This window comes from Phaeovibrio sulfidiphilus (assembly GCF_014861485.1).
In the GTDB taxonomy this organism is placed as follows: domain Bacteria; phylum Pseudomonadota; class Alphaproteobacteria; order Rhodospirillales; family Rhodospirillaceae; genus Phaeovibrio; species Phaeovibrio sulfidiphilus.
The window spans coordinates 139,563-159,810 of sequence record NZ_JACZHT010000007.1 but is presented as its reverse complement, the minus strand read 5'-3'; the positions used below and the strand labels follow the sequence as shown (position 1 = coordinate 159,810).

Sequence of the window (20,248 nt, the reverse complement as noted above, 5' to 3'; positions counted from 1 at the left end):
TCCCGGAACGGTCTCCCGCCCCTCAGGCGCCCTCCCCGCAGGGATAGAACCGCGGGGTGTACACCATGATGGACCCGTCATCCCGGGGCAGAAGCCGTGTCCGGGACGAGCCGACAATAACGCAGGTGCGCATGTCCACCTGCTCGGGGCGGACCGCCCCCAGGGTTGTCACCGTCAGGCTCTCCCCCTCGCGGTCCACGTCGCGCCCGAGCACCACCGGCGTGTCGGGGGTGCGAACCGAGCGCAGAATGTCAAAGGCCGTCGCCAGCTGATGGGGGCGGGCTTTCGATATGGGATTGTAAAGCGCAATCACAAAATCGGCCTCGGCCGCCAGACGCAGGCGCCTCTCGATAATATCCCACGGCTTCAGGTTGTCCGAAAGGGACATCACGCAGAAATCATGGCCAAGGGGCGCCCCGATGCGCGAGGCCGTGGCCTGGGCTGCGGTAATGCCGGGAATGACGACGACCCGCACGGCCCGCAGGCGCGGATCCGTCTCCGTGTCCAGAACCTCAAGGACCGCGGCTGCCATGGCAAAAATTCCGGGATCGCCCGATGACACCACCGCCACCGTGTCCCCGGCCGCCGCCAGCTCCAGAGCATGGCGCGAGCGGTCGAGCTCGACCCGGTTGTCCGACGGATGAACCTTCTGGTCCTCCCGGAAGGGGCCGGCCATCTGCACGTAGGTGTCGTAGCCGACGATATGGTCCGCACGGCTCAGCGCGTCGCGCGCCGCAGGGGCCATGAGATCCCGGGAGCCGGGCCCAAGCCCCACAATGTAGACGCACCCGCCGTCTTTGGGCGCGGCCGACACGGCGCTGGCGGCCTCGAGAGCCGTATCCGCCGGAGCGTTCCCCGAGGAGTCCGTCACGACGTGGCCTCCCAACGGTCTCCGGGCAAAAGAATCATGGCGAAATAGGGCACGTTCTCATCCTCGGGCAGGTCTTTCAGGGCGCACAGGCGCTGGTCCGCCATGGTGGCGCGCTCGGCGTAGAGCGCGTGATCCAGAAGGCCCAGGTCCCGGATGACCGCGCGGACCTTCCGGTAGTTGGTGCCCAGCTTCATGATGGCCGCCGCCTCGGCTCCCCGGAGGCGGGCTTTCAGCTCCTCCTCGGGCAGGACACCCGAAAGGACGCTCAGGGTCTGGTTGCGGTAGACGAGCGGCGTTCCGAGACCAGCCGCACAGGCCAGGACCGAGCACACACCGGGAACCACCGTGGTGGGAAAGCGGTCGGCCAGCCGGTCATGGAAGTACATGAACGAGCCATAGAAGAACGGATCCCCCTCGCACACCAGGGCCACGTTCTGCCCGGCCTGAAGGCGGGTGGCCAGAACCTCGGCGCTCTCGTCGTAGAACTGGCGAATAAGAGCATCATAGGCGGCGGTGGAGGGAAGGGATTCGGTCGTCACCGGATACACCAGAGGCAGTCGCTCCTGGCTGTCGGACAGGAAGCCCTCCACGATGGACAGGGCCCGGCCCTTGCGCCCCCGGGCTGCCAGATAGGCCACCACCGGGGAGTCCTTCAGAAGCCGCAGGGACTTGAGGGTCATCAGTTCCGGATCGCCCGGGCCCACCCCCAGACCGAAAAGCTGTCCGCTCATGTGTACTGTTCCACGCCAAGAGCGTTGATGGCCGCCGCCGTCATGGCCGAGCCGCCCCGGCGACCGCGCACGGCCACAAAGGGCACACCGCGCGAGTTGTCCGCCAGCGCATCCTTGGACTCGACCGCGCCCACAAAGCCCACCGGGAAGCCCAAAATCAGGGCCGGGCGGGGAGCATCGGGCTCATCCAGAATCTCAAGAAGACGGAACAAAGCCGTGGGAGCATTGCCAATTCCAACAATTGCCCCCTCCAGGTGGGGACGCCAGAGCTCCAGGGCAGCGGCGCTGCGGGTGGTCTGCATCCGGGCCGCAAGCCCCGGAACCGACGGATCGTTCAGGGTGCAGATCACCTCGTTGTTGGCGGGCAGGCGGGCCTTGGTCACCCCCCAGGCCACCATCATACAGTCCGCCAGAATGGGGGCACCGGCCTCGAGAGCCACCCGGCCCGCGGTTCCGGCACCGGGAGTGAACACCAGATCATCAATCACGTCGGGCATCCCGCAGGCGTGGGCCACCCGAACCGCAAGGGGCTCGAGATCGGCCGGGATGCGCGTGAGGTTCGCCTCGGACCGGATAATGGCGAAAGACTGACGATAGATGTCCCCCGCGTCCCTGTTGTACTCCATCATGGAAAAAAGCCCCGGACTTCAGAATGACAAAAAAGCGGGCCCGACGGAGGTCAGGCCCGCGCGTTTCCGGGATATAGTCCCGATCAGCCCCGCTTGTCCAGCGGCACGAACGGACGGCCCGGGCTGCCAAGGTACAGCTGGCGGGGACGGCCGATCTTCTGATCGGGGTCCTCGATCATCTCCTTCCACTGGGCAATCCAGCCCACGGCCCGGGCGAGAACGAACATCGGGGTGAACATGGCAACCGGGAGCCCGATCGCACGGAACACGATGCCCGAGTAGAAGTCCACGTTCGGGTAGAGCTTCTTCTCGATGAAGTAATCGTCCTCGAGGGCGATGCGCTCCAGCTCCATGGCGATCTTCAGAAGCGGCTCGTCGCGGTTTCCGGTGGCGTCGAGAACCTCGCGGCAGGTCTCGGCCATCAGCCGGGCGCGGGGGTCGTAGTTCTTGTAGACCCGGTGGCCGAAGCCCATCAGACGGAACGGATCGTTCTTGTCCTTGGCCTTCTTCACGTACTCGCCGACCCGGGACGGATCGCCGATCTCCTGGAGCATGTTCAGCACCGCCTCGTTCGCACCGCCGTGGGCCGGTCCCCAGAGCGAGGCGATGCCGGCGGCGATACAGGCAAACGGGTTCGCGCCCGAGGAGCCCGTCAGGCGCACCGTGGAGGTGGACGCGTTCTGCTCGTGGTCCGCGTGCAGGACGAGGATGCGGTCCAGAGCCTTGGCGAAGATCGGGTTGGGCTCGTAGGAGTCACAGGGCGTGCGGAACATCATGTCCAGGAACCGCTCTGCGTAGTTCAGGCGGTTGCGGGGGTACTGGAAGGGCTGTCCGATGGAGTACTTGTAGGCCCAGGCCACCATGGTGGGGATCTTGGCCAGCAGGCGGTGCTGGGCGATCATGCGCTGGGTGGGATCGTGGATGTCGATGCTGTCCTGGTAGAAGGCAGCGAGGGCGCCGGCCATACCGCAGAGAATGGCCATGGGGTGAGCGTCGCGGCGGAACCCGTCCAGGAAGCGGTGGAACTGCTCGTGGAGCATGGAGTGATACCGCATGGTATCCTCGAAATCATGCTTTTCCTTGACGTTGGGCAGCTCACCCGTCAGCAGCAGGTAGCAGACCTCAAGGAAGGTGCAGTTCTCGGCCAGATCGACGATGTCATAGCCGCGATAGCGCAAGATTCCCTTGTCGCCATCAATGTACGTGATCTTCGAGGAGCACGAACCGGTGGACATATACCCCGGATCATAGGAAAACATGCCCGTTTCCGCGTAGAAGCGGCGGAAATCGACCACGTCAGGGCCGACCGTTCCATGAAGGATGGGGAACGTGAAGTACTTCCCGCTCCGATTGTCGATCATCGTGACCGAATTGCGGTCGTTGGTTGCCTCTGTCATCGTGTTATCCCTTGTTTTGAGCCCCTGCCCGAAACCGTGCGCCCCAAAGGCGGCCGGCCTGCGCGCGAAGCCTTATTTTGATCTGCATTTCCTGTTCCGCGACCGGTTCCGACTTTCGCCGGAGCGGTGTCCGGGAGAGAGGCTCTCCGGCTCCCGGGCCCCTGCCGGGGGGCAATTCCCGGTACAGAATGAAATGTGGCGTTAGCCTACTCCGGTTTGCCCCCCCTTAAAACCGGAAAAGTTTTAATACCGCATCGATTTTGTCAGGAATCACAGCACCCCACGGATACGGTCCAGGGTTTCGTTTCGACCCAGAACTTCCATGACATCGAAAACGGGAGGCGAGACGCTGGAACCACTCAAAGCGGCCCGAATCGGCTGGGCAACCTGACCGAGTTTCATGCTGTTTTTCTCTGCAAACGTGCGCACCAGCGCCTCGAGAGCGTCCCGGGAAAAGTCGGGGGCGGCCTCCAGGTCGGGACACAGCTGCCGGAGAACCTCCGCACCCTCCCCGTCCAGGATCTTGCGCGCCTTCTCGTCCAGCTCCAGCGGCAGGGAGCGGACATAGAACGCCGCCGCATCCGCAAGGTCCACAAGCGTGCGGGCCCGCTCCCGCAGCCCCTCCATGCCCGCCGCCAGACGGGCGCGGCCCGTCTCGTCCACCGGCAGGCCCGACGCCTCCAGCCGGGAGACGACCTCGTCCACCAGCCGGGCCGGGTCCGCCTCGCGGATGTAGTGGGCGTTGAGGGCCGTCAGCTTGGCCGTATCAAACCGGGCGGCCGAGCGGCCCACACCGGCCAGGTCGAACCACTCGATGGCCTGCTGGCGCGAGAAGATCTCGTCGTCCCCGTGGCCCCAGCCCAGACGGGTCAGGTAGTTGCACATGGCCTCGGGCAGGAACCCGTCCTCCCGGTAGGTCTCGGCCCCCACAGCCCCGTGCCGCTTGGACAGCTTCTTGCCGTCCGGGCCATTGATCAGGGGAATGTGGGCGAACTGGGGAATGTCCCAGCCCAAAGCCCGGTACAGGGCCGCCTGCCGGAACGCGTTGGTAAGGTGGTCGTCACCACGGATCACATGGGTGATGCCCATGTCATGGTCGTCCACCACCACCGAGAGCATGTAGGTGGGAGTCCCGTCCGCCCGCAGAAGGACCATATCGTCCAACTGGGCGTTGGCCACGGTCACCGGGCCCTGCACCAGATCATCGATGGTGGTCTCGCCCTCCCGGGGCATTTTCAGACGGATGACCGGATCCACCCCGGCGGGCGCCTCGGACGGATCCCGGTCGCGCCAGTAGCCGTTGTACCCGGCCGGACGCCCCGCCGCCCTTGCCTCCTCGCGCATGGCGGCCAGTTCCTCCGGAGAGCAGTAGCAGCGGTAAGCCAGCCCCTTCTCGAGAAGGCTGTGAGCGGCCTCGGCATGGCGCGGCGCCCGGGCGAACTGGTAGACCGGCTCTCCGTCCCAGTCCAGTTGCAGCCAGGTCAGGCTGTCCAGGATCGCATCCACAGCCTGCTGCGTCGAGCGTGCCCGGTCCGTGTCCTCGATCCGCAGGAGAAACTTCCCGCCGTGGTGACGGGCGAAGAGATAGTTGAACAGGGCGGTGCGGGCCCCTCCGATATGAAGGTATCCCGTGGGCGAAGGCGCAAAGCGCGTCACAACTGTCATGGTGATTATCCGGCTGCCTGAAGATAGGTCTGGAGATGGAACACCCTCACCGCTCATACTTGAAAGGAAACAACGGTCGGGCACTCCTGTGCGGGTGGTTTAACACACATGTCCTCAAAAGAGCCAGCAGCGCACACATCAGGCCGCACTCCGGACGGGGAAAAACCTGTTTCCGGAGGGTTCCGCCGGCTGCGGGCCCGTGAGCCTTTCCCGCAGGCGCAGGACGGCGACAGGCCACGGGCGGAAAGCGCTCCCGGACGCGCCCACGCCCGAGCCCACGCCCGAGCCCTGGCCCGGGCCCTGGAACGCACCCTCGAGGCAGAGTGGTCCTCCTGGTTCAGCTGGGGACCGGTGGGCATGGGTCTGGGCATCATAGCCTATTTCGCGCTTCGCTCCGAGCCGCCCGTCTGGATCGCGCCCCTGGTGCTGGCCGCGCTGATTGTGGGGGCGGAGCGCCTTCGGGAGGCCTCCGCAACCGGCCTTTTCCTGACACGGGCGGCGGTCCTGGCCGCTGTGGGGTTTGTCGTGGCCCAGTCCTGGGCCCATGCGGTCCAGGCTCCGGTGCTGAGGCACGAGACGCCCCTGATCGCCATCGAGGGCCGGATCGCGGGCATCCACCCTCTGGAAAAGGGCCTGCACCTGGAGCTGGACAGCCTGCGCCTTGCCCGGACCCCGGGACCGGACACGCCGGAGCGCATCCGGGTACGGGCCTACGACAGCAGCCTTCCCGATGACGGGCCCCTCCTGCCCGGCGAGCGGGTCCGCTTCCACGGCAAGCTTCGCCCGCCCTCCGGCCCCGTGCTGCCCGGAGGCTATGACATGCAGCGGCGGTTCTGGTTCACCCGAACCGGGGCGACCGGCTTTGTGCTGGGAAAGATCGAGCGGACGGGCGACGCCGCCGCAGACTCCGGCGGGGCCGTCGATCACGCAGGCGAGCGCATTTTGCTCGGGGTCCGGGTGCTGCGCGCGGTGGTGACGGACCGGCTTCTGGCCGCCGGAGACGCCATCGGCAACCCGGACGCGGGGGCCCTTGCTGCCGCCCTGCTGACGGGGGAGCGCACCGCCGTCTCCGAGGAGCTCCAGGAGGCGTACCGGGCCGCCGGCATCGCCCATCTTCTGGCCATCTCGGGCCTGCACATGAGCATGATCGGAGGCTTCGTCTTCTTTGTGGTCCGGGCCCTGCTCGCCCTGTCCGCGCCCCTTGCGGAACGCCTGCCTCTGAAAAAGATCGCCGCGGTCAGCGCGTTTCTCGCCTCCGCCTTCTATCTGGCCCTGTCCGGCGCCGCGGTGCCCGCCCAGCGCGCGTTTGTCATGTTCGCCCTTGTCCTGTTCGCGGTCCTGATCAACCGCAACGCCCTGTCCCGGCGCACCATTGCGGTGGCGGCCTTCGCGGTCCTGTTTCTGGCTCCGGAAACCCTGCTTGAGGCCAGTTTCCAGATGTCCTTTGCCGCGGTCATAGCCATGATCGCCGCCTACGAGGCCTGGGGGCGCCAGATCTCGGGGCTGGGGCACACCGGCAGCGGGCGCTCGCGCTCGGCGGTGCGCACCGTGCTTGTCTATATCCTGGGGCTGAGCCTGACCACGATCTTCGCCAGCGCGGCCACCACGCCCTTCGCCTCCTACCATTTCGGAAAATTCTACAGCTACGGACTGCTGGGCAACGCGGTCGCCGTACCGCTCATGGGGTTCTGGATCATGCCCTGGGGCGTGGGAGCCCTGGCCCTCATGCCGCTGGGCCTGGAAAAGCTCCCGGTCACGGCCATGGCCTGGGGCCTCGACATCATCAACGCCACATCCCTGGAACTGGTCTCCTGGCCCGGAGCCACATTTCCGGTGCCCCAGGGGTCCGGGTGGGCCCTGGGGCTGGCCACCTTCGGCGGTCTGTGGCTCTGCCTGTGGAACACCCGCTGGCGCCATGCGGGGGTGCCCATGATCGCTGTCGGCCTTCTCCTGCCCTGGACCGGAACCCCGCCCGATGTCCTGGTCAGCCCCTCGGGCCGGCTCATCGGCGTGCGCTGCGAGAGCCCTCCGAAGGGCGCCGCCCCCACCACCCCCGCCGCGACAGGCACGGGCATGCGCTCCGGCGTGGGAGCGGATACGGGCAGCGCCCCGGGCTCCGGACCGCGATGGCTGTTCAGCGACCTCCGTCGGGAGCGGTTCGTGCGCTCGGTCTGGCTCGAGACCTGGGGCGGCACGGGCGGGCGCTTTCCCGAGGCCGGACAGACAGCCTGCGACGCCCTGACCTGCGATCCGCTGGGCTGCATCCTGGAGATCCGGGGCCGTCGCATTGCCCTTGCCTTCCACGTCGAGGCCCTGATGGAGGACAGCAGCCGGGCCGACCTGACGCTGGCGCCCCTCCTGGACGCCCCCGCGTCGCTCCGGGGCCCGCACCTTCTGGACCGCACCGACCGCAACGAGAGCGGCGCCCTTGCCGTGCGGGTCCTGGACAACGGCGGATTTTCCATGGAAACCAGCGCGGGGCGGCGCGGGAACCGGCTCTGGACCCGCTACCCGGAGTGACATTTTGGTGTTGACGGATTCGGTCCGGAAGGTACCATGATCCACATCACCGTTCAGGAGAATTGTTCTATGAAGCGTACCATCGCCATTGCTGGGCTCAGCGGGGCCGTATGGCTGGGCCTCGGGGGAACGGCCGGAGCGGCTCCCTCCTTTGAACAGGTCTGCAACGAGGAGGACTCCCTTCGCGCCATCTTCCGGGATGTGTCACAGGGATGCGCCTGCATGGCCCGGGTCATGCCCCAGGTCTTCACCCCCCAGGAGCTTGGCTTTGTGATCCGCCAGGCCCGCACGGATCTCTACACCCTCGACAGTCCCGAGCACCACGGCGACCCCGAGGACTACGAGGCCTTCCTCGAGAAGCTGGAGCTCTCGGACCAGCAGCTCAACATGACCTGCAACGATTTCATGAACTAGAGGGCTGCGGGCCTCGTGCCCTCCACGCCCGTCCCCGCCCGGCGCTGTCACAGCCCGGACTGCGCGTGCCCGCGCCGTCCCCGTCAACGGGGGATATACGGGGCATGAGGGTGTGCGTCCGGGCCGGATCCGGCCCGTGCGCGGGGCACCGAACACCTGCTCTCAGCGGACACCGCTCACCCGGTCACAGAGGATGCCGGTTACTGCGGATGGTCGCCCGGCAACACGCCGCCACCCCGGCATACGGACGAACGGGGGTGCACCCCGTCCTGCCCGGTCATCGTGTTTCGTATTTCTGTCCGGTCACGCAGGGGGCGTGCGTCGGGCAAGCTGCCCGGCCATCCGAGAGGCGTGTGCATCGGGCAGGCAGGAACACCCCCGCCCGCACCGGACCGGAACGTTCGGGGCTCAGGCGCCCCTGCCGCCGTGGGCCTCAGGCGCCCTTGCCGCCATGGGCCGCCGACCAGCCGGTCGGATCGGCAAGAAACGCGCGAACCTCCTCGATCGCCTCGGGAGAGAAGGCCTGGCGCTCCTGCGCCACCTCGAGGACATCGTTCCAGGTGGCCAGCCAGTGCAACTGGATACCGTGCTCGGCCAGAGTCTCCAGGGCACCCGGGAAGGCCGCATAGTAGAAGACCACGAACGCATGGTCGACGATCGCCCCGGCGGAGCGCAGCGCATCGGCGAAGATGATCTTGGAGCCGCCGTCGCTGGTCAGATCCTCGACCAGAAGCGTGCGGTCCCCCTCCCGGAGGATCCCCTCGATCCGGGCCATCCGGCCAAAGCCCTTTGGCTTCTTGCGCACATAGGACATGGGAAGGGCCAGGCCCTCCGCAATCCAGGCCGCGAAGGGAATGCCCGCGGTCTCCCCGCCCGCCACCAGGTCAAGGCTTTCCGAGCCCACAGTCCGCTCGATGTGGTCGCGCGCAAGGGACATGATCTTGCGCCGGGCGCGGGGGAACCCGATGATCTTGCGGCAGTCGATGTAGACCGGGCTTGCCCATCCCGCCGTGAGAATATAGGGCTCTTCAGGCCGGAAATTGACGGCCTCGATTTCCAGAAGAAGCCGGGCGACGACACGGGCGGCCTCGGCGTCGGCCGGGGTCCGGGAGGCGCGGGGAGAGGAAAAGCTCTGGGAGGACATGCAGGACTTCCATTCAAGGGAGAAACGCGGGAACACGGGACGACCGCCCCCGCAAACACGGGACCGAACACTGCGCGTGCCGGCACCACGAAGGGAGCCGGGCAGAGTTTTCTTCCCGCGCCTCCTGTTTAGCGCTAAAACCGTCTGCGGGCAATGATCCGCGCCGGGGCCGTCACGTTTTCCAATGCGAAAACCGCGGGGCTCCCGGGCCGGGCTCACGCCCGCACCAAACACCACATGGATACCGGACCCGCCCGCTGCCAGAGCCTTTTTTCGCTCCCGCGCCGGAGCGGGGACAAAAAACCGGAACACGAACAGGAAGGACTGCACTGCCATGAACACGATGCCCCGGACCGACGCGGTCGTCTCCACCACCTCGGAGTGCGGCACCGTCGCCACCGTGACCCTGAACCGGCCGGAACGCCTGAACGCCATCGACCTGCCCATGTGGCAGGCCCTGGGGGACGCCTTCGAGGCCCTGGCGGACCGCTCTCCGGTGGAGGGGGGCGCCCGGGTTGTGGTCCTGCGCGGAGCGGGAGGTAACGCCTTCGCCGCCGGCGGGGACATCCACGAGTTCGAGACCGTCCGGGGCACCGGAGAAGGCACCCGCGAGTACGACCGCATCATGCGCCGGGTGTTTCAGGAAATCGCCCGCTGCCAGGCACCGGTGGTCGCCGCGATCGAGGGGGTGTGCATCGGGGGCGGACTGGAGCTGGCCAGCCAGTGTGACCTTCGCATTGCCAACATGGCCTCGCGGTTTGGCGTCCCCATCAACCGCCTGGGCATGACCATGGCCTACCCGGAGATCGAGGGCATCATCCGCCTGGTGGGCCCGGCCCACGCCGCCACCTTCCTGCTGGAGGGCCGGATCATCGAGGCCCGCGAGGCCCTGGCCATCGGCCTGGTGAACCGGGTGGTCCCCAACGACGCCTTTGAAGACGAACTGGAGGCCATGCTGGCCGGGATCGTCAAAGGCGCGCCGCTGGTGAACGCCTGGCACAAGGCCTTCATCCGCCGCCTGATGGACCCGACCCCGCTGTCGGCCACCGAGCATGATGCCTGTTACCGCTATCTGGAGACCCGCGACTATTTCGAGGGTGTCCGCGCCTTCCGTGACAAACGCAAGCCGGAGTTCAAGGGATGCTAGAAAACGGACAGCCCCGCGCCCTGCAGCCGGTCCCCCGGACCACCCGAACATGGCATCTGGTGTTCTGGGGAACGGTGGTCTTGGGGATCTTCACCCTCCTTTATGTGCTGCGCTCCGTGCTCGCCCCGTTCGTGGCGGGCATGATCATGGCCTATCTGCTGGACCCGATTGCAGACCGGCTCCAGAGCTGGGGGGTCTCCCGGCTGTGGGCGACCGTTGTCATCACGCTGGGCTTCCTGCTTCTTCTGATCGCGGGGCTCCTGTTTGCCCTGCCCGTCCTGTATGACCAGGTCAGCCGGTTTGCCGCCAATGTGCCCAACTACGTCAACATCCTGATGGAAAAGGGCGACCACCTGATGACGCTCGCCAACGAGGTGCTGACACCGGGCGAGATGGAACGCATCAGCACCGTGGTCCAGGACATCGTGCGCAACGGCATGAAATGGCTGACCGAGGCCCTGACCGCCCTGGTGTCCGGTGGCGTGGTCCTGGTGGGTGTGGTCGCGGTCCTGGTGGTGGTCCCCGTCATTGCCTTCTACATGCTGCGCGACTGGGACCGGATGACGGGCGTGATCGACACGTTCCTGCCCCGTCCCTACGCCCCCGTGATCCGCGAGCAGCTGCGCCTGATGGACCAGACCATCGCCGGGTTCATCCGCGGTCAGGTGCTTGTGTGCCTTGCCCTGGGCTCGTTCTATGGCATCAGCCTGTCCCTTGTGGGGCTGGACCTGGCCATGGTGGTCGGCCTGACCTCGGGCTTCCTGTCGTTTATCCCCTATGTGGGAACCATCACGGGCTTTGTGCTGTCCATGGGGCTTGCGTTCGCCCAGTTCAGCGACTGGCTCCCTATCTCCGTGGTGTTCGGAATCTTCATGTGCGGCCAGCTTCTGGAAGGAAACTTCCTGACCCCCAAGCTGGTGGGCGACCGGGTCGGGCTCCACCCGGTGTGGATCATCTTTGCCCTGCTTGCGGGAGGCGGCCTGTTCGGATTTGTGGGCATCCTGCTTGCGGTTCCCGTGGCGGCCGCCATCGGCGTGCTTGTGCGGTTTTTCCTGTCCCAGTACGTGCGCAGCTCGTTTTACACCGGCATCGATTCCCGGGGGCAGGTCATCGAGCCTCTGGCCGCGGACTGCGTTCCGGCCAGCCTGGACGAGATGATGAACCCGCCCGCCCTGCGACCGGGATCCACCCCGGACGCTCAGGACAGCACCCGGAAGGATAACGGCTAGCCCATGGCGGATACGCTTTCCCCCGCCCCTGTGACGGCGGACCCGACCACGCCCGGTCAGATGCGTCTGGACCTTGGGGAGGATACCTGGAGCCTGATTTCCGGGCCCGATGCCTCGCGGCCGGAGCAAATGCGGCCCCCCGGTCCCCCGACGCCGCTGCGCCTGAACATCGGGACCGGGGCCGAGCAGCTGTGTCTGGACCTGCCGCTTCCCCCGGCCCTGGGGCGGGAGCACTATATGGTCGGAGACTGCAACCGGGCGGCGGTCGCGCTTGTGGATCTCTGGCCCGACTGGCCGAGCCGGGTGCTTCTCCTGCACGGACCTGCGGGGGCGGGCAAGACCCACCTTGCGCGTGTCTTCGCCACCTGTTCGGAGGCCCGGATCCTGACTGCGGACATTCTGGCCGTGGAGGATCCGGTGTCCCTGTTCCAGGGGGCCTCCAGGGCTGCGGTTCTTGAGGATGTGGACCGGCTGCTTGGCAGCGGCGCCGTGTCCGAAAACCTTCTGTTCCACCTGGTGAACGCCGCCACGCAAGAATCGGGCACGGTGCTCATGACCGCGCGGACGCCCCCGGCGGCCTGGACCTTGCATCTGCCGGACCTGCGCACCCGGCTGAAGGGAGCCCTGTCGTGTGCCCTCGAGGAACCGGACGACGCCCTCTTCGCAGCGGTGGTTCTGAAACACTTCGATGACCGGGGCATCCGGATCTCACGCCAGGCGCTGAACTACCTCCTGCTGCGGCTGGAGCGACGCCTGAGCGTGGCCCGGGAGGTGGTCCGCCGGGCCGATGCGGCTGCGCTCGGGGCCAACACGTCTGTGAACATCAGCATCCTGAAAAAAGTGCTGGAGGACAGCGCTCCGCCCGAGGACAGCGCCCTGTGAAAGCTGCGCGGGACGCGCACCGCATACCGGCCCGGGAGCGACCCGGAAGGGCTCTTGCACGCCCTAATGGGCTCACCTTGATTTTTCAACAAAAAGATGCTAGTCTTAAAATGATTTCCGCTTCGTGACTGGACAAGTTCCTCCTCCCTTTCTTTCATGTCGCCCATCACTGAAACGGAAATCAGGCGGCTGCCGTTCATTCCGGCAGGCCGGCCTTCCCCGTGCGAGCAGCTTTGCACGGGAGGTCCGTACGGGCTTTGTCTCCTTTGGTCCGGGCGGATCCTTTGTATGATTGTTCAACTTGGGCGGTCCGTTCGCGGATCGCCTTTTTTTTCGCCCGCCGGGTCACCCGGACGAAACAGGTGAACAGGCACCGCCACCGGGCCCGGCAGGCGAGCACGTACAGCGCACCGGACCCGGACCGCAAACAGACCACGCGGGGGGCCCGGCCCTGGCCCAAAACAGACGGACATGGCAGCCACCCCTGACGCAAAACAGGGTCCGGGGCGTCCCCACAGGTCCGCACCGCCGGAAAAACGAACCTCCGGACGGTTCAGGCTCTGCGGGAACGGGTCCGTGCGGTCCTGCGCCAGGGAGGCCACGGGGAGGAACAGCGAACCGAGGCCCCGTGCAACGGGGGCGTCGGAAACTCGGGGTCAGAAACGGCACTGCGACGGATGGAGAACACAGGGTGTGTCAAACGCATCCGGACCGGCCCGACCCAAAGGCTTTGTCCCTGCGACCCCGGACAGCCACAGCCCGTGCCAGGGCGGCGGCGTCGGACGGACCGGCAGACGGATCACCCGTCTGGAAGGATCCTTTGCCCGGACACAGGGGGCGTCCATTCGCTGACAGTGGCTAAATTACCCCCCACGGGGATGGTCTGCCCAAAACCCGGTCGGCTTTCCCACGCCTGCAAAGGGACGCCCATGTGGTGGCCGGGGCGTAACCTGTGAGCGCTCACGGCGGGGCACGGGGGCCGGAAAGGCGGTGCCGACCGGACCGCCCCGGTCCCTGATCCCCCGACCTGTCCCCACACGGGACCGACGCCGCCCCGGTCCCGGATCTCCCGACCTGCTCCACCGGGCACAGGCCCGACGGAAGCCACGGCCACAAAAAAAATGTCGGGGCAACCGGACCCTCCGGCGCCCCGACACGCTGGACCTCCGGGACTACTTCCCGGCGTCGCCCTTCTTGGTCTCCTCGACCACCTTCACGGCGACGAAGGACCGGGTGCCCCCGTTGTCGACCAGGAACAGGATCAGCTTCTTGCCCCCCTTGAGAGCGGCCGCAACGGTCTTCTGGAGATCCGCAACGCCGGTGATCGGCTTCTGGTCCGCCTGGACCAGAACGGACCCGGGCTGGATCCCCTTCATGGCCGCATCGCTGGACGCATCAACCGAATCGACAACAACGCCCTTCAAGTCATTGTTATCGATACCGAAACGCTTGCGCGCCCCAGCGTCCAGGGTCGCAACCGAGAAGCCGAGGGCCTTCAGCTGGGTCGCCACCTCGTTTTTCTTCGCGGGAGCTCCGGCGGTGTCGTCCACGAGGCCTTCCTTCTCCGCCTCCTCAAGCTGGGCCACGTCCAGCTTCACGGTGAGCGTCTTGCCCGCCCGCAGGACGTCCACGTCCACGGTCTTGCCGATGGGGGTCTCGGAGACAATGCGCGGCAGGGACCGCATCTCCGCCACATCACGGCCGTCGAACCGGAGGATGACGTCGCCCTCCTTCAGGCCCGCCTTCGCAGCCGGGCCGTTCTCGGTCACGGCGGACACCAGGGCGCCCTTCTTCTCGGTCATGCCCATGCCCTCGGCGATGTCGTCGGTGACCGTCTGGATGCGCACGCCGATCCAGCCGCGCCGGGTCTGTCCGTACTGGACAAGATCCCCGACCACCTGCCGGGCGATATTCGAGGGCACCGCAAAGCCCACCCCGACCGATCCGCCCGAGGGGCTGAAGATGACCGTGTTGATGCCGATGACCCGGCCCCTCTCGTCAAAGAGCGGCCCGCCGGAGTTGCCCTTGTTGATCGAGGCGTCGGTCTGGATAAAGCTGTCGTAGGGGCCTGCGTTGATGTCCCGGGTCTTGGCGCTGATGATGCCGGTGGTCACCGAGCCCCCCAGACCGAACGGATTGCCGATGGCCACAACCCACTCACCCACCCGGGCGGCGTCGGAATCACCCCACTCGATCTGGTGGAGGGGCTTGTCCGTCTCGACCTTCAGCAGGGCAAGGTCCGTCTTCTCGTCCACGCCGCGGATCGTGGCCTTCAAAACCGTATCGTCCTGGAGCACCACCGTGATCTCGTCCGCATCGCGGATCACGTGGTTGTTGGTGACGATGTAGCCTTCCTTCGCGTCCACCACGAATCCCGAACCCAGGGAGATGGCCCGCTGCGGACCCCGGGGGCCGGTGCGGTTCTCGAAAAAGTCCTTGAAGAAGTCCTCGAAGGGCGAGCCGTCCGGGAACTGGGGCAGGTCGGGCATGCGCCCGCTTTCCAGGGTCTGGGTTGTGGAGATGTTGACGACCGACGGCAGGAGCTTTTCCGCGAGATCGGCAAAATCGTCGGGCACCGCCCACGCCTGGTGGACGGGAACCGCGACCGACGGTGCAAGCAGGGACGCGCCCAAAAGAAGGGCCGCCGCCGCCCGCGCAAGACGCCGGCTGCGGGGCTCGCTGCCACTCGCGCGTGCCGGAGTACCGGGGGCCCGGATCTCACTGTTCTCCTTCTTCATAAACATATCCGCCATACCCTTTCTTTCCAAAACAAAGTACTGGTCACTGTGGGACCAAAAACGGGGAAAAAACACTTAAAAACCGGACACAAAAAAGGCGACCGGCTGACCCGGTCGCCCGAAACCGTGGGAGACGCCCTACGGACGCCCCGCCCCTGTGGCTCCCGCAGGCCCGAAGTACTTCAGGTACGGGTGGTCCGGAGACAGCACCAGAGAGGTCGTGCCAGCCTCGATGGACTGATAATAGCTCTGCATGGTGTAGTAAAAGTCGAAGAAACCGGGATCGACTCCGAAGGCCTCGTTGTAGATCGCGATGGCCAGGGCATCGCCCTCACCGCGCAGCTCCTGCGAGGTCTTCTGGGCACGGGCAACGGTCACCGTGGCCTCGCGCTCCGCCTCGGCGCGGATGCGAACCGCGTCCTGCTTGCCCTTCGCGGTGAAATCCGCGACCTCCCGGGCACGCTCGGACCGGATACGGTCGTAGACAGCCTGGGACGTGGACAGGGGAAGATCGGCGCGGCGGATCCGAAGGTCGGTCACCGAGATGCCGATGGCGCTGGCCTCCTGGGCCACCATGGCGCGCATCTTCTCCATCAGCCCGACCCGGTCACGGGACAGAACCCGCGACAGGTCCACCGTACCCATAACCCGTCGCATGGCGGAGACCACCATGTCCGAGATTCGGGAGCGGGCCAGCGCCTCGGAGTTCACCGCGCGGTAGTAGACCAGCGGATCGGCGATGCGGTAGCGCAGGTAGGTGTCCACCACGATGCGCTTCTGGTCCGAGAGGATCACCTCCTCCGGGTCCGGGCTGAGCTCCAGGACGCGCTTGTCGTAATAGACCACGTCCTGGATGAACGGGATCTTGAAGTTCAGACCCGGCTCCTGGACCGTGCGGACCCACTCACCGAACTGGAGCACCAGGGCCTGCTGGGTCTGCTGGACCACAAAGACCGAGGAATAAAGCAAGATCAGACCGGCGCCGCCCAGGGTCGCCAGAGCAGCAAGGAGTGTGTTCTTCTTCATGGCCTGGCCCCCTGGACATCCGGAACGATGGACAGCACATCGCGCGACGGCGACGACAGGGTCGGCGTGCCCGACCGGGTGCCCCGGGATTTCATCATTTCATTGAGCGGGAGATAGGGAAGGATCCCCGAGTTGTTGCGATCCAGGATGAGCTTGTCCGTGTTGCGGAACAGATCCCCCATGGTCTCGATATAGATGCGCTGGCGCGTGACCGCAGGATTGCCCTGATAGCCCTTGTAAACGCTGGAGAAACGCGCAGCGTCACCCTGGGCGCGGATCACAACCGACTCCTGGTAGGCCTTGGCATCCTCGAGCATCTTGGCCGCCTGGCCCCGAGCCTCGGGAAGAACCTTGTTCGCGTACGCCTGGGCATCGTTGCGAAGGCGGTCGCCTTCCTGACGGGCCCGCTGGACCTCGTTGAAGGCGTCGATCACCTGCTCCGGCGGGTCGGCCTTCAGAAGCTGGACACGCTGGATCCGGATACCGGCCTGATACTGGTCAAGAAGCTCCTGAAGGATCTGCTTGGTATCCGCCTCGATCCGGGAGCGGTCCTCGGTCAGGGCTGCCTGGATGGGGGTCCGGCCCACCACCTCGCGAATGGCGCTCTCCGCCGCCCAGCGAACCGCAATGCCGGGGTCGCGCAGGTTGAACAGATACTCACCCGCGTCCTTGATGGTCCAGACCACCGAGAAATAGATGTCGATGATGTTCTCGTCACCGGTCAGCATCAGGCTTTCCCGGGGGACGGGGCGCACCGAGTTGTTCGGTCCGGTCTCGAAGCCGATCTCCACGCGGTTTTCCCGGGTGACCTTGGGCATGAGGACCGTCTCGATGGGATAGGGGAGATGGTAGTGCAGCCCCGGCTCGGTCGTGTGGACGAACTTGCCGAAGCGCAGAACCACGCCCTGCTCGTCGGGAGCCACACGGTAGAAGCCCGTGAGCATCCAGACACCCAGCCCGATCAGAACAAGAAGCGCAATCACCGCGCCGGAGAAGCCGCCGCCCGGAAGCATGCGCCGGAAGCGGTCACTCGCGTCTTTCAGAATCTGGTCGAAATCGGGGGGTGGTGTCTGGGAGCCGCCCCCGCCCGGCCGGCGCGGGCCGCGTCCGCTGCCCCAAGGGCCACCGCCCCCGTTGTCCCCGCCGCCGGGGCCCGAGCCCCCTCCCCAGGGGCCACCGCCCCCCTGCTGGTTCCATGCCATCGAATTGGGTACCTCCTGGTTGTGCTTTCAAAGACCAGTACTTGTGCGTTTATAGGACACCTTCTGTTCCCGGCCAAGGCATTATGCCCACCGGGCACAGGACCGCGGGGAGCCGGAGAACGCCGGGCCCGCGGGGGTCCGCCTCGACACCGGATGCGCGCGGCAGACGTGTTGCAGGCCATTGCGGGAACCGGGCGCGCCCGTCCGAACGGTGTTGCAGGCCGGGACGCCCCGCGCAACGGGACACACAGTCGCGGGGTCCGGCCCGGCGAGGCGCCCGGGGGCGTCGCGAGCCCTGAGAGGGCATCTGCAGCCGCCGCGTTTCCGACGGTCCCGGGGTCTGACTCGAATGCTATAGGCCTGCAGAAGCTTGTCAAGCGGAACCGGGACGGTGCCAGCAGCGAAACCGGGACGATGCCAGCAGCGGAAGCGGGAGGACGCGCCCGGCGGAACCGGGACGGTGCCAGCAGCGGAGGCCTGACGAACGCGCCCGGCGGAACCGGGACAGCGCCACCGCCGGGATGCGCGGAGGAGACAAAGGCGCAAGCGTGACGGATGCCACCGGCGGGCTCGGGAGCGACACCGAGGGACCGGGGTCGACGCCAGCGGCGTGAAAACCGGGGGGCTCCCGGGCCGTGAAAACGGAAGGCACGGGGGACGGGACAGCCCGGGTGTGGCCGCCTCCCCCGCGGCCGGCCCGGCCCCTGCCCCGGCAGAATCCGATCCCGACAGCGCCCCCATGCCCCTGCGCTGTCCCGGGGCGGACCGGGAACGCGCGGGGACACCAGATCGTGTGCAAGCGCCCCGCAAAACCACCCCAGAGGGACCATAGCCTGCATGTACCATCAAAACGGGTCTTTTCGTGGCGCAGGGAGTGCTCCCGGACTGATTTTTTGGTGAATTCCCCGAAAAAAAAGGATTTTTTCCGTGAGGTCGTTTTTTTCGCTTGCCCGGCGGGCGCCCGGAAGCTATTTTGCGCTTCCCTGACGGGCACCGGAGAAACACCGGAAAACGGCGGGGCAAAACGGAGCGTGGCGCAGCCTGGTAGCGCACTTGACTGGGGGTCAAGGGGTCGCTGGTTCGAATCCAGTCGCTCCGACCAAAACTGAAGACCTGAAGCCGGTCGATTGTCCTCGGACAGTCGGCCGGTTTTTCTTTTTCACCGGACTTCACACCCCCGCCCGCCATCCTGCTCCGCAGGGAGACGTCATGGCAAACCGGGATTCAGCCGGATCCGCGGCGTTCTCCGAGGTGCGGGAATCACCCGGCTTCCAACCAAGCCCGGACGGGACAGCGCAGGGCACCCCGGGCGACACCCCTGCCCGACTCAACACACACGCCCGGCGCCGGGCGCAAAAAAAGCGCCACCGGGGCGCTTTCGGGTCTGTTTCAGGCCAGCTTCGGGTCTGTTTCCGGCCTGCTCCCGGTGTCTCGGGAAAAGCCTCTCCAGCGGCCGGAGCCGCAACAGAAAACGGCCCGGACACGCGAGCGTGCCGGAGTGCCGGAGCACCGGCGGCTCTGTGGCGGAAAACCCGGGCGCGTCCGGGACCGGCAACGAGCGCATACGCCAAAGCCGGCACCAACCAAAGAGGCCACAGGATAGCAGCGGCCCGCCCGGACACCCGGGACGGGCCGGACGTTCACTCAGTGCGACAGCAGAACCGGCAGGGGAGCGGTTTCCAGCACCGTGCGCGTGACCCCGCCCAGGATAAGCTGGCGAAGGCGCGAATGGGTGTAGGCCCCCATGACCAGCAGATCTGCCCCGCACTCGACACACGAATCGATCAGGACCTGGGCCATCTTGCTCCGGCTTCCGGGCTGTTCGAGGATAACGGTATCGAAGGACACGCCGTGCCAGGCCAGGTTCTGCTGGAGCTCGTCCACGCGGGCGATTCCCGTCTCCCCCGTGTCCCCGTCCGAGGCAATGATCACCGTGACCTTCTCGGCCCGGGTAAGGAACGGCATGGCGTCCCCGACCGCCCGGGCGGCCTCGGCGCTCGCGTTCCAGGCAATGGCCACGTGCCGACCGATCGAGGTCGGGGCCTCCGTGGGCGCGAGAAGCACCGCGCGTCCGCTTTCCAGAAGGGCGGCGTTCAGGGTCAGAAGGGACGCGGCCGCTCCCCCGGCGCCGCGGGCACTCAGGACAATGAGATCCGCAACCCGCCCGCGCAGGGCCACCTGCTCGGGCTCGGGACCGCGGGCCTCGTTCCAGGTCGCGCAAAAGCCCGCGTTCTCGGCAGGCGTGCAGTTCATCAGCATCTTGCGCTCGGAGCAGATGTCCATGAAGAGCTGCCGGGCCGCAATTGCCCGGTTGCTCACATCCCGCTCCGCGGTCTCGACCATTTCCTCGATCAGGGCGCCGGCCATAGCCTCGCCCACGTAGGGGACCGTGGAGACCGCATCGATCTGGACGTGGAAACCCTCGATGTGGCAGTTCAGAAGTTTGCCCACAAGAAGCCCCGTCACGATCGGCGAGCGACCGGTCTCGGCGTCCCCAACAACGGATAGAACCGTACGGATACTCGACATGCTGTCTGCCTCCCCTCTTGAGGGTTTCGCGCGGGACTGCCGCCAGGAGAGCGGACGCCCGGGCAAGCGTTGGAGCGAAGATGTATGTGTCTGTCGTAGCGACACAACAACACTGAACTAAAAA

15 protein-coding genes and 1 tRNA gene are annotated in these 20,248 nt (G+C 66.5%); 6 read left to right on the top strand and 10 right to left on the bottom strand.

Going from position 1 to position 20,248, the window contains the following annotated elements; translation table 11 throughout:
• Positions 1 to 22: 22 nt before the first annotated feature.
• From cobJ to gltX, 5 genes are all read right to left on the bottom strand, one after another.
• Positions 23 to 871, bottom strand: a complete 849-nt coding sequence (cobJ, locus tag IHV25_RS09345; protein ID WP_338048623.1) for a precorrin-3B C(17)-methyltransferase — start codon at positions 869 to 871, stop codon at positions 23 to 25.
• The gene (locus IHV25_RS09340; protein WP_192534857.1) at positions 868 to 1,602 is read right to left on the bottom strand and encodes a precorrin-2 C(20)-methyltransferase; all 735 of its coding nucleotides are present in this window, start codon (positions 1,600 to 1,602) and stop codon (positions 868 to 870) included. The genes cobJ and IHV25_RS09340 overlap by 4 nt, the downstream gene beginning before the upstream one ends.
• Complete coding sequence (locus IHV25_RS09335) at positions 1,599 to 2,231, bottom strand: precorrin-8X methylmutase (protein ID WP_192534856.1); 633 nt, start codon at positions 2,229 to 2,231, stop codon at positions 1,599 to 1,601. Before IHV25_RS09335 ends, IHV25_RS09340 begins: the two co-directional genes overlap by 4 nt.
• A gap of 83 nt (positions 2,232 to 2,314) precedes the next feature.
• Positions 2,315 to 3,628, bottom strand: a complete 1,314-nt coding sequence (gene gltA / locus IHV25_RS09330) for a citrate synthase (protein ID WP_192534855.1) — start codon at positions 3,626 to 3,628, stop codon at positions 2,315 to 2,317.
• 270 nt (positions 3,629 to 3,898) lie between these two features.
• Entirely contained in the window at positions 3,899 to 5,293 is a 1,395-nt protein-coding gene (gene gltX / locus IHV25_RS09325) for a glutamate--tRNA ligase (RefSeq protein WP_192534854.1), read from the bottom strand.
• 357 nt (positions 5,294 to 5,650) lie between these two features.
• On the opposite strand from gltX, the gene IHV25_RS09320 reads away from it, so the two are divergent.
• Both IHV25_RS09320 and IHV25_RS09315 read left to right on the top strand, forming a co-directional pair.
• Positions 5,651 to 7,813 (top strand): ComEC/Rec2 family competence protein, encoded by a 2,163-nt coding sequence (locus IHV25_RS09320; protein ID WP_192534853.1) that lies wholly within the window; start codon positions 5,651 to 5,653, stop codon positions 7,811 to 7,813.
• 69 nt (positions 7,814 to 7,882) lie between these two features.
• On the top strand, positions 7,883 to 8,227 hold the full coding sequence (locus IHV25_RS09315; RefSeq protein ID WP_192534852.1) for a hypothetical protein: 345 nt from the start codon (positions 7,883 to 7,885) through the stop codon (positions 8,225 to 8,227).
• 433 nt (positions 8,228 to 8,660) lie between these two features.
• Here the strand turns inward: IHV25_RS09315 and IHV25_RS09310 are convergent, their stop codons facing one another.
• Positions 8,661 to 9,371, bottom strand: a complete 711-nt coding sequence (locus tag IHV25_RS09310; protein ID WP_192534851.1) for an orotate phosphoribosyltransferase — start codon at positions 9,369 to 9,371, stop codon at positions 8,661 to 8,663.
• A gap of 334 nt (positions 9,372 to 9,705) precedes the next feature.
• On the opposite strand from IHV25_RS09310, the gene IHV25_RS09305 reads away from it, so the two are divergent.
• The 3 genes from IHV25_RS09305 to IHV25_RS09295 are packed head-to-tail and all read left to right on the top strand — an operon-like array spanning position 9,706 to position 12,629.
• A complete protein-coding gene (locus IHV25_RS09305; protein WP_192534850.1) occupies positions 9,706 to 10,518 on the top strand; it encodes an enoyl-CoA hydratase/isomerase family protein in 813 nt (270 codons plus the stop codon).
• Positions 10,512 to 11,747 (top strand): AI-2E family transporter, encoded by a 1,236-nt coding sequence (locus IHV25_RS09300; RefSeq protein ID WP_192534849.1) that lies wholly within the window; start codon positions 10,512 to 10,514, stop codon positions 11,745 to 11,747. Before IHV25_RS09305 ends, IHV25_RS09300 begins: the two co-directional genes overlap by 7 nt.
• A gap of 3 nt (positions 11,748 to 11,750) precedes the next feature.
• Positions 11,751 to 12,629, top strand: coding sequence for a P-loop NTPase family protein (locus IHV25_RS09295; protein WP_242018897.1), 879 nt, complete (start codon positions 11,751 to 11,753; stop codon positions 12,627 to 12,629).
• Between the two features lie 1,172 nt (positions 12,630 to 13,801).
• Here IHV25_RS09295 and IHV25_RS09290 read toward each other — a convergent pair.
• The 3 genes from IHV25_RS09290 to hflK all read right to left on the bottom strand — a co-directional run bounded on the left by IHV25_RS09290 (position 13,802) and on the right by hflK (position 17,595).
• Positions 13,802 to 15,382, bottom strand: a complete 1,581-nt coding sequence (locus tag IHV25_RS09290; RefSeq protein WP_242018896.1) for a Do family serine endopeptidase — start codon at positions 15,380 to 15,382, stop codon at positions 13,802 to 13,804.
• Positions 15,383 to 15,505: 123 nt separating this feature from the next.
• Entirely contained in the window at positions 15,506 to 16,393 is an 888-nt protein-coding gene (gene hflC, locus IHV25_RS09285; RefSeq protein ID WP_192534848.1) for a protease modulator HflC, read from the bottom strand.
• A complete protein-coding gene (hflK, locus tag IHV25_RS09280; protein ID WP_192534847.1) occupies positions 16,390 to 17,595 on the bottom strand; it encodes an FtsH protease activity modulator HflK in 1,206 nt (401 codons plus the stop codon). The genes hflC and hflK overlap by 4 nt, the downstream gene beginning before the upstream one ends.
• Positions 17,596 to 18,620: 1,025 nt before the next feature.
• Here hflK and IHV25_RS09275 point away from each other — a divergent pair.
• Positions 18,621 to 18,697 (top strand) — tRNA-Pro (locus IHV25_RS09275).
• 542 nt (positions 18,698 to 19,239) lie between these two features.
• On the opposite strand, the gene IHV25_RS09270 is transcribed toward IHV25_RS09275, so the two are convergent.
• The gene (locus IHV25_RS09270) at positions 19,240 to 20,124 is read right to left on the bottom strand and encodes a universal stress protein (RefSeq protein ID WP_192534846.1); all 885 of its coding nucleotides are present in this window, start codon (positions 20,122 to 20,124) and stop codon (positions 19,240 to 19,242) included.
• Positions 20,125 to 20,248 lie beyond the last annotated feature (124 nt).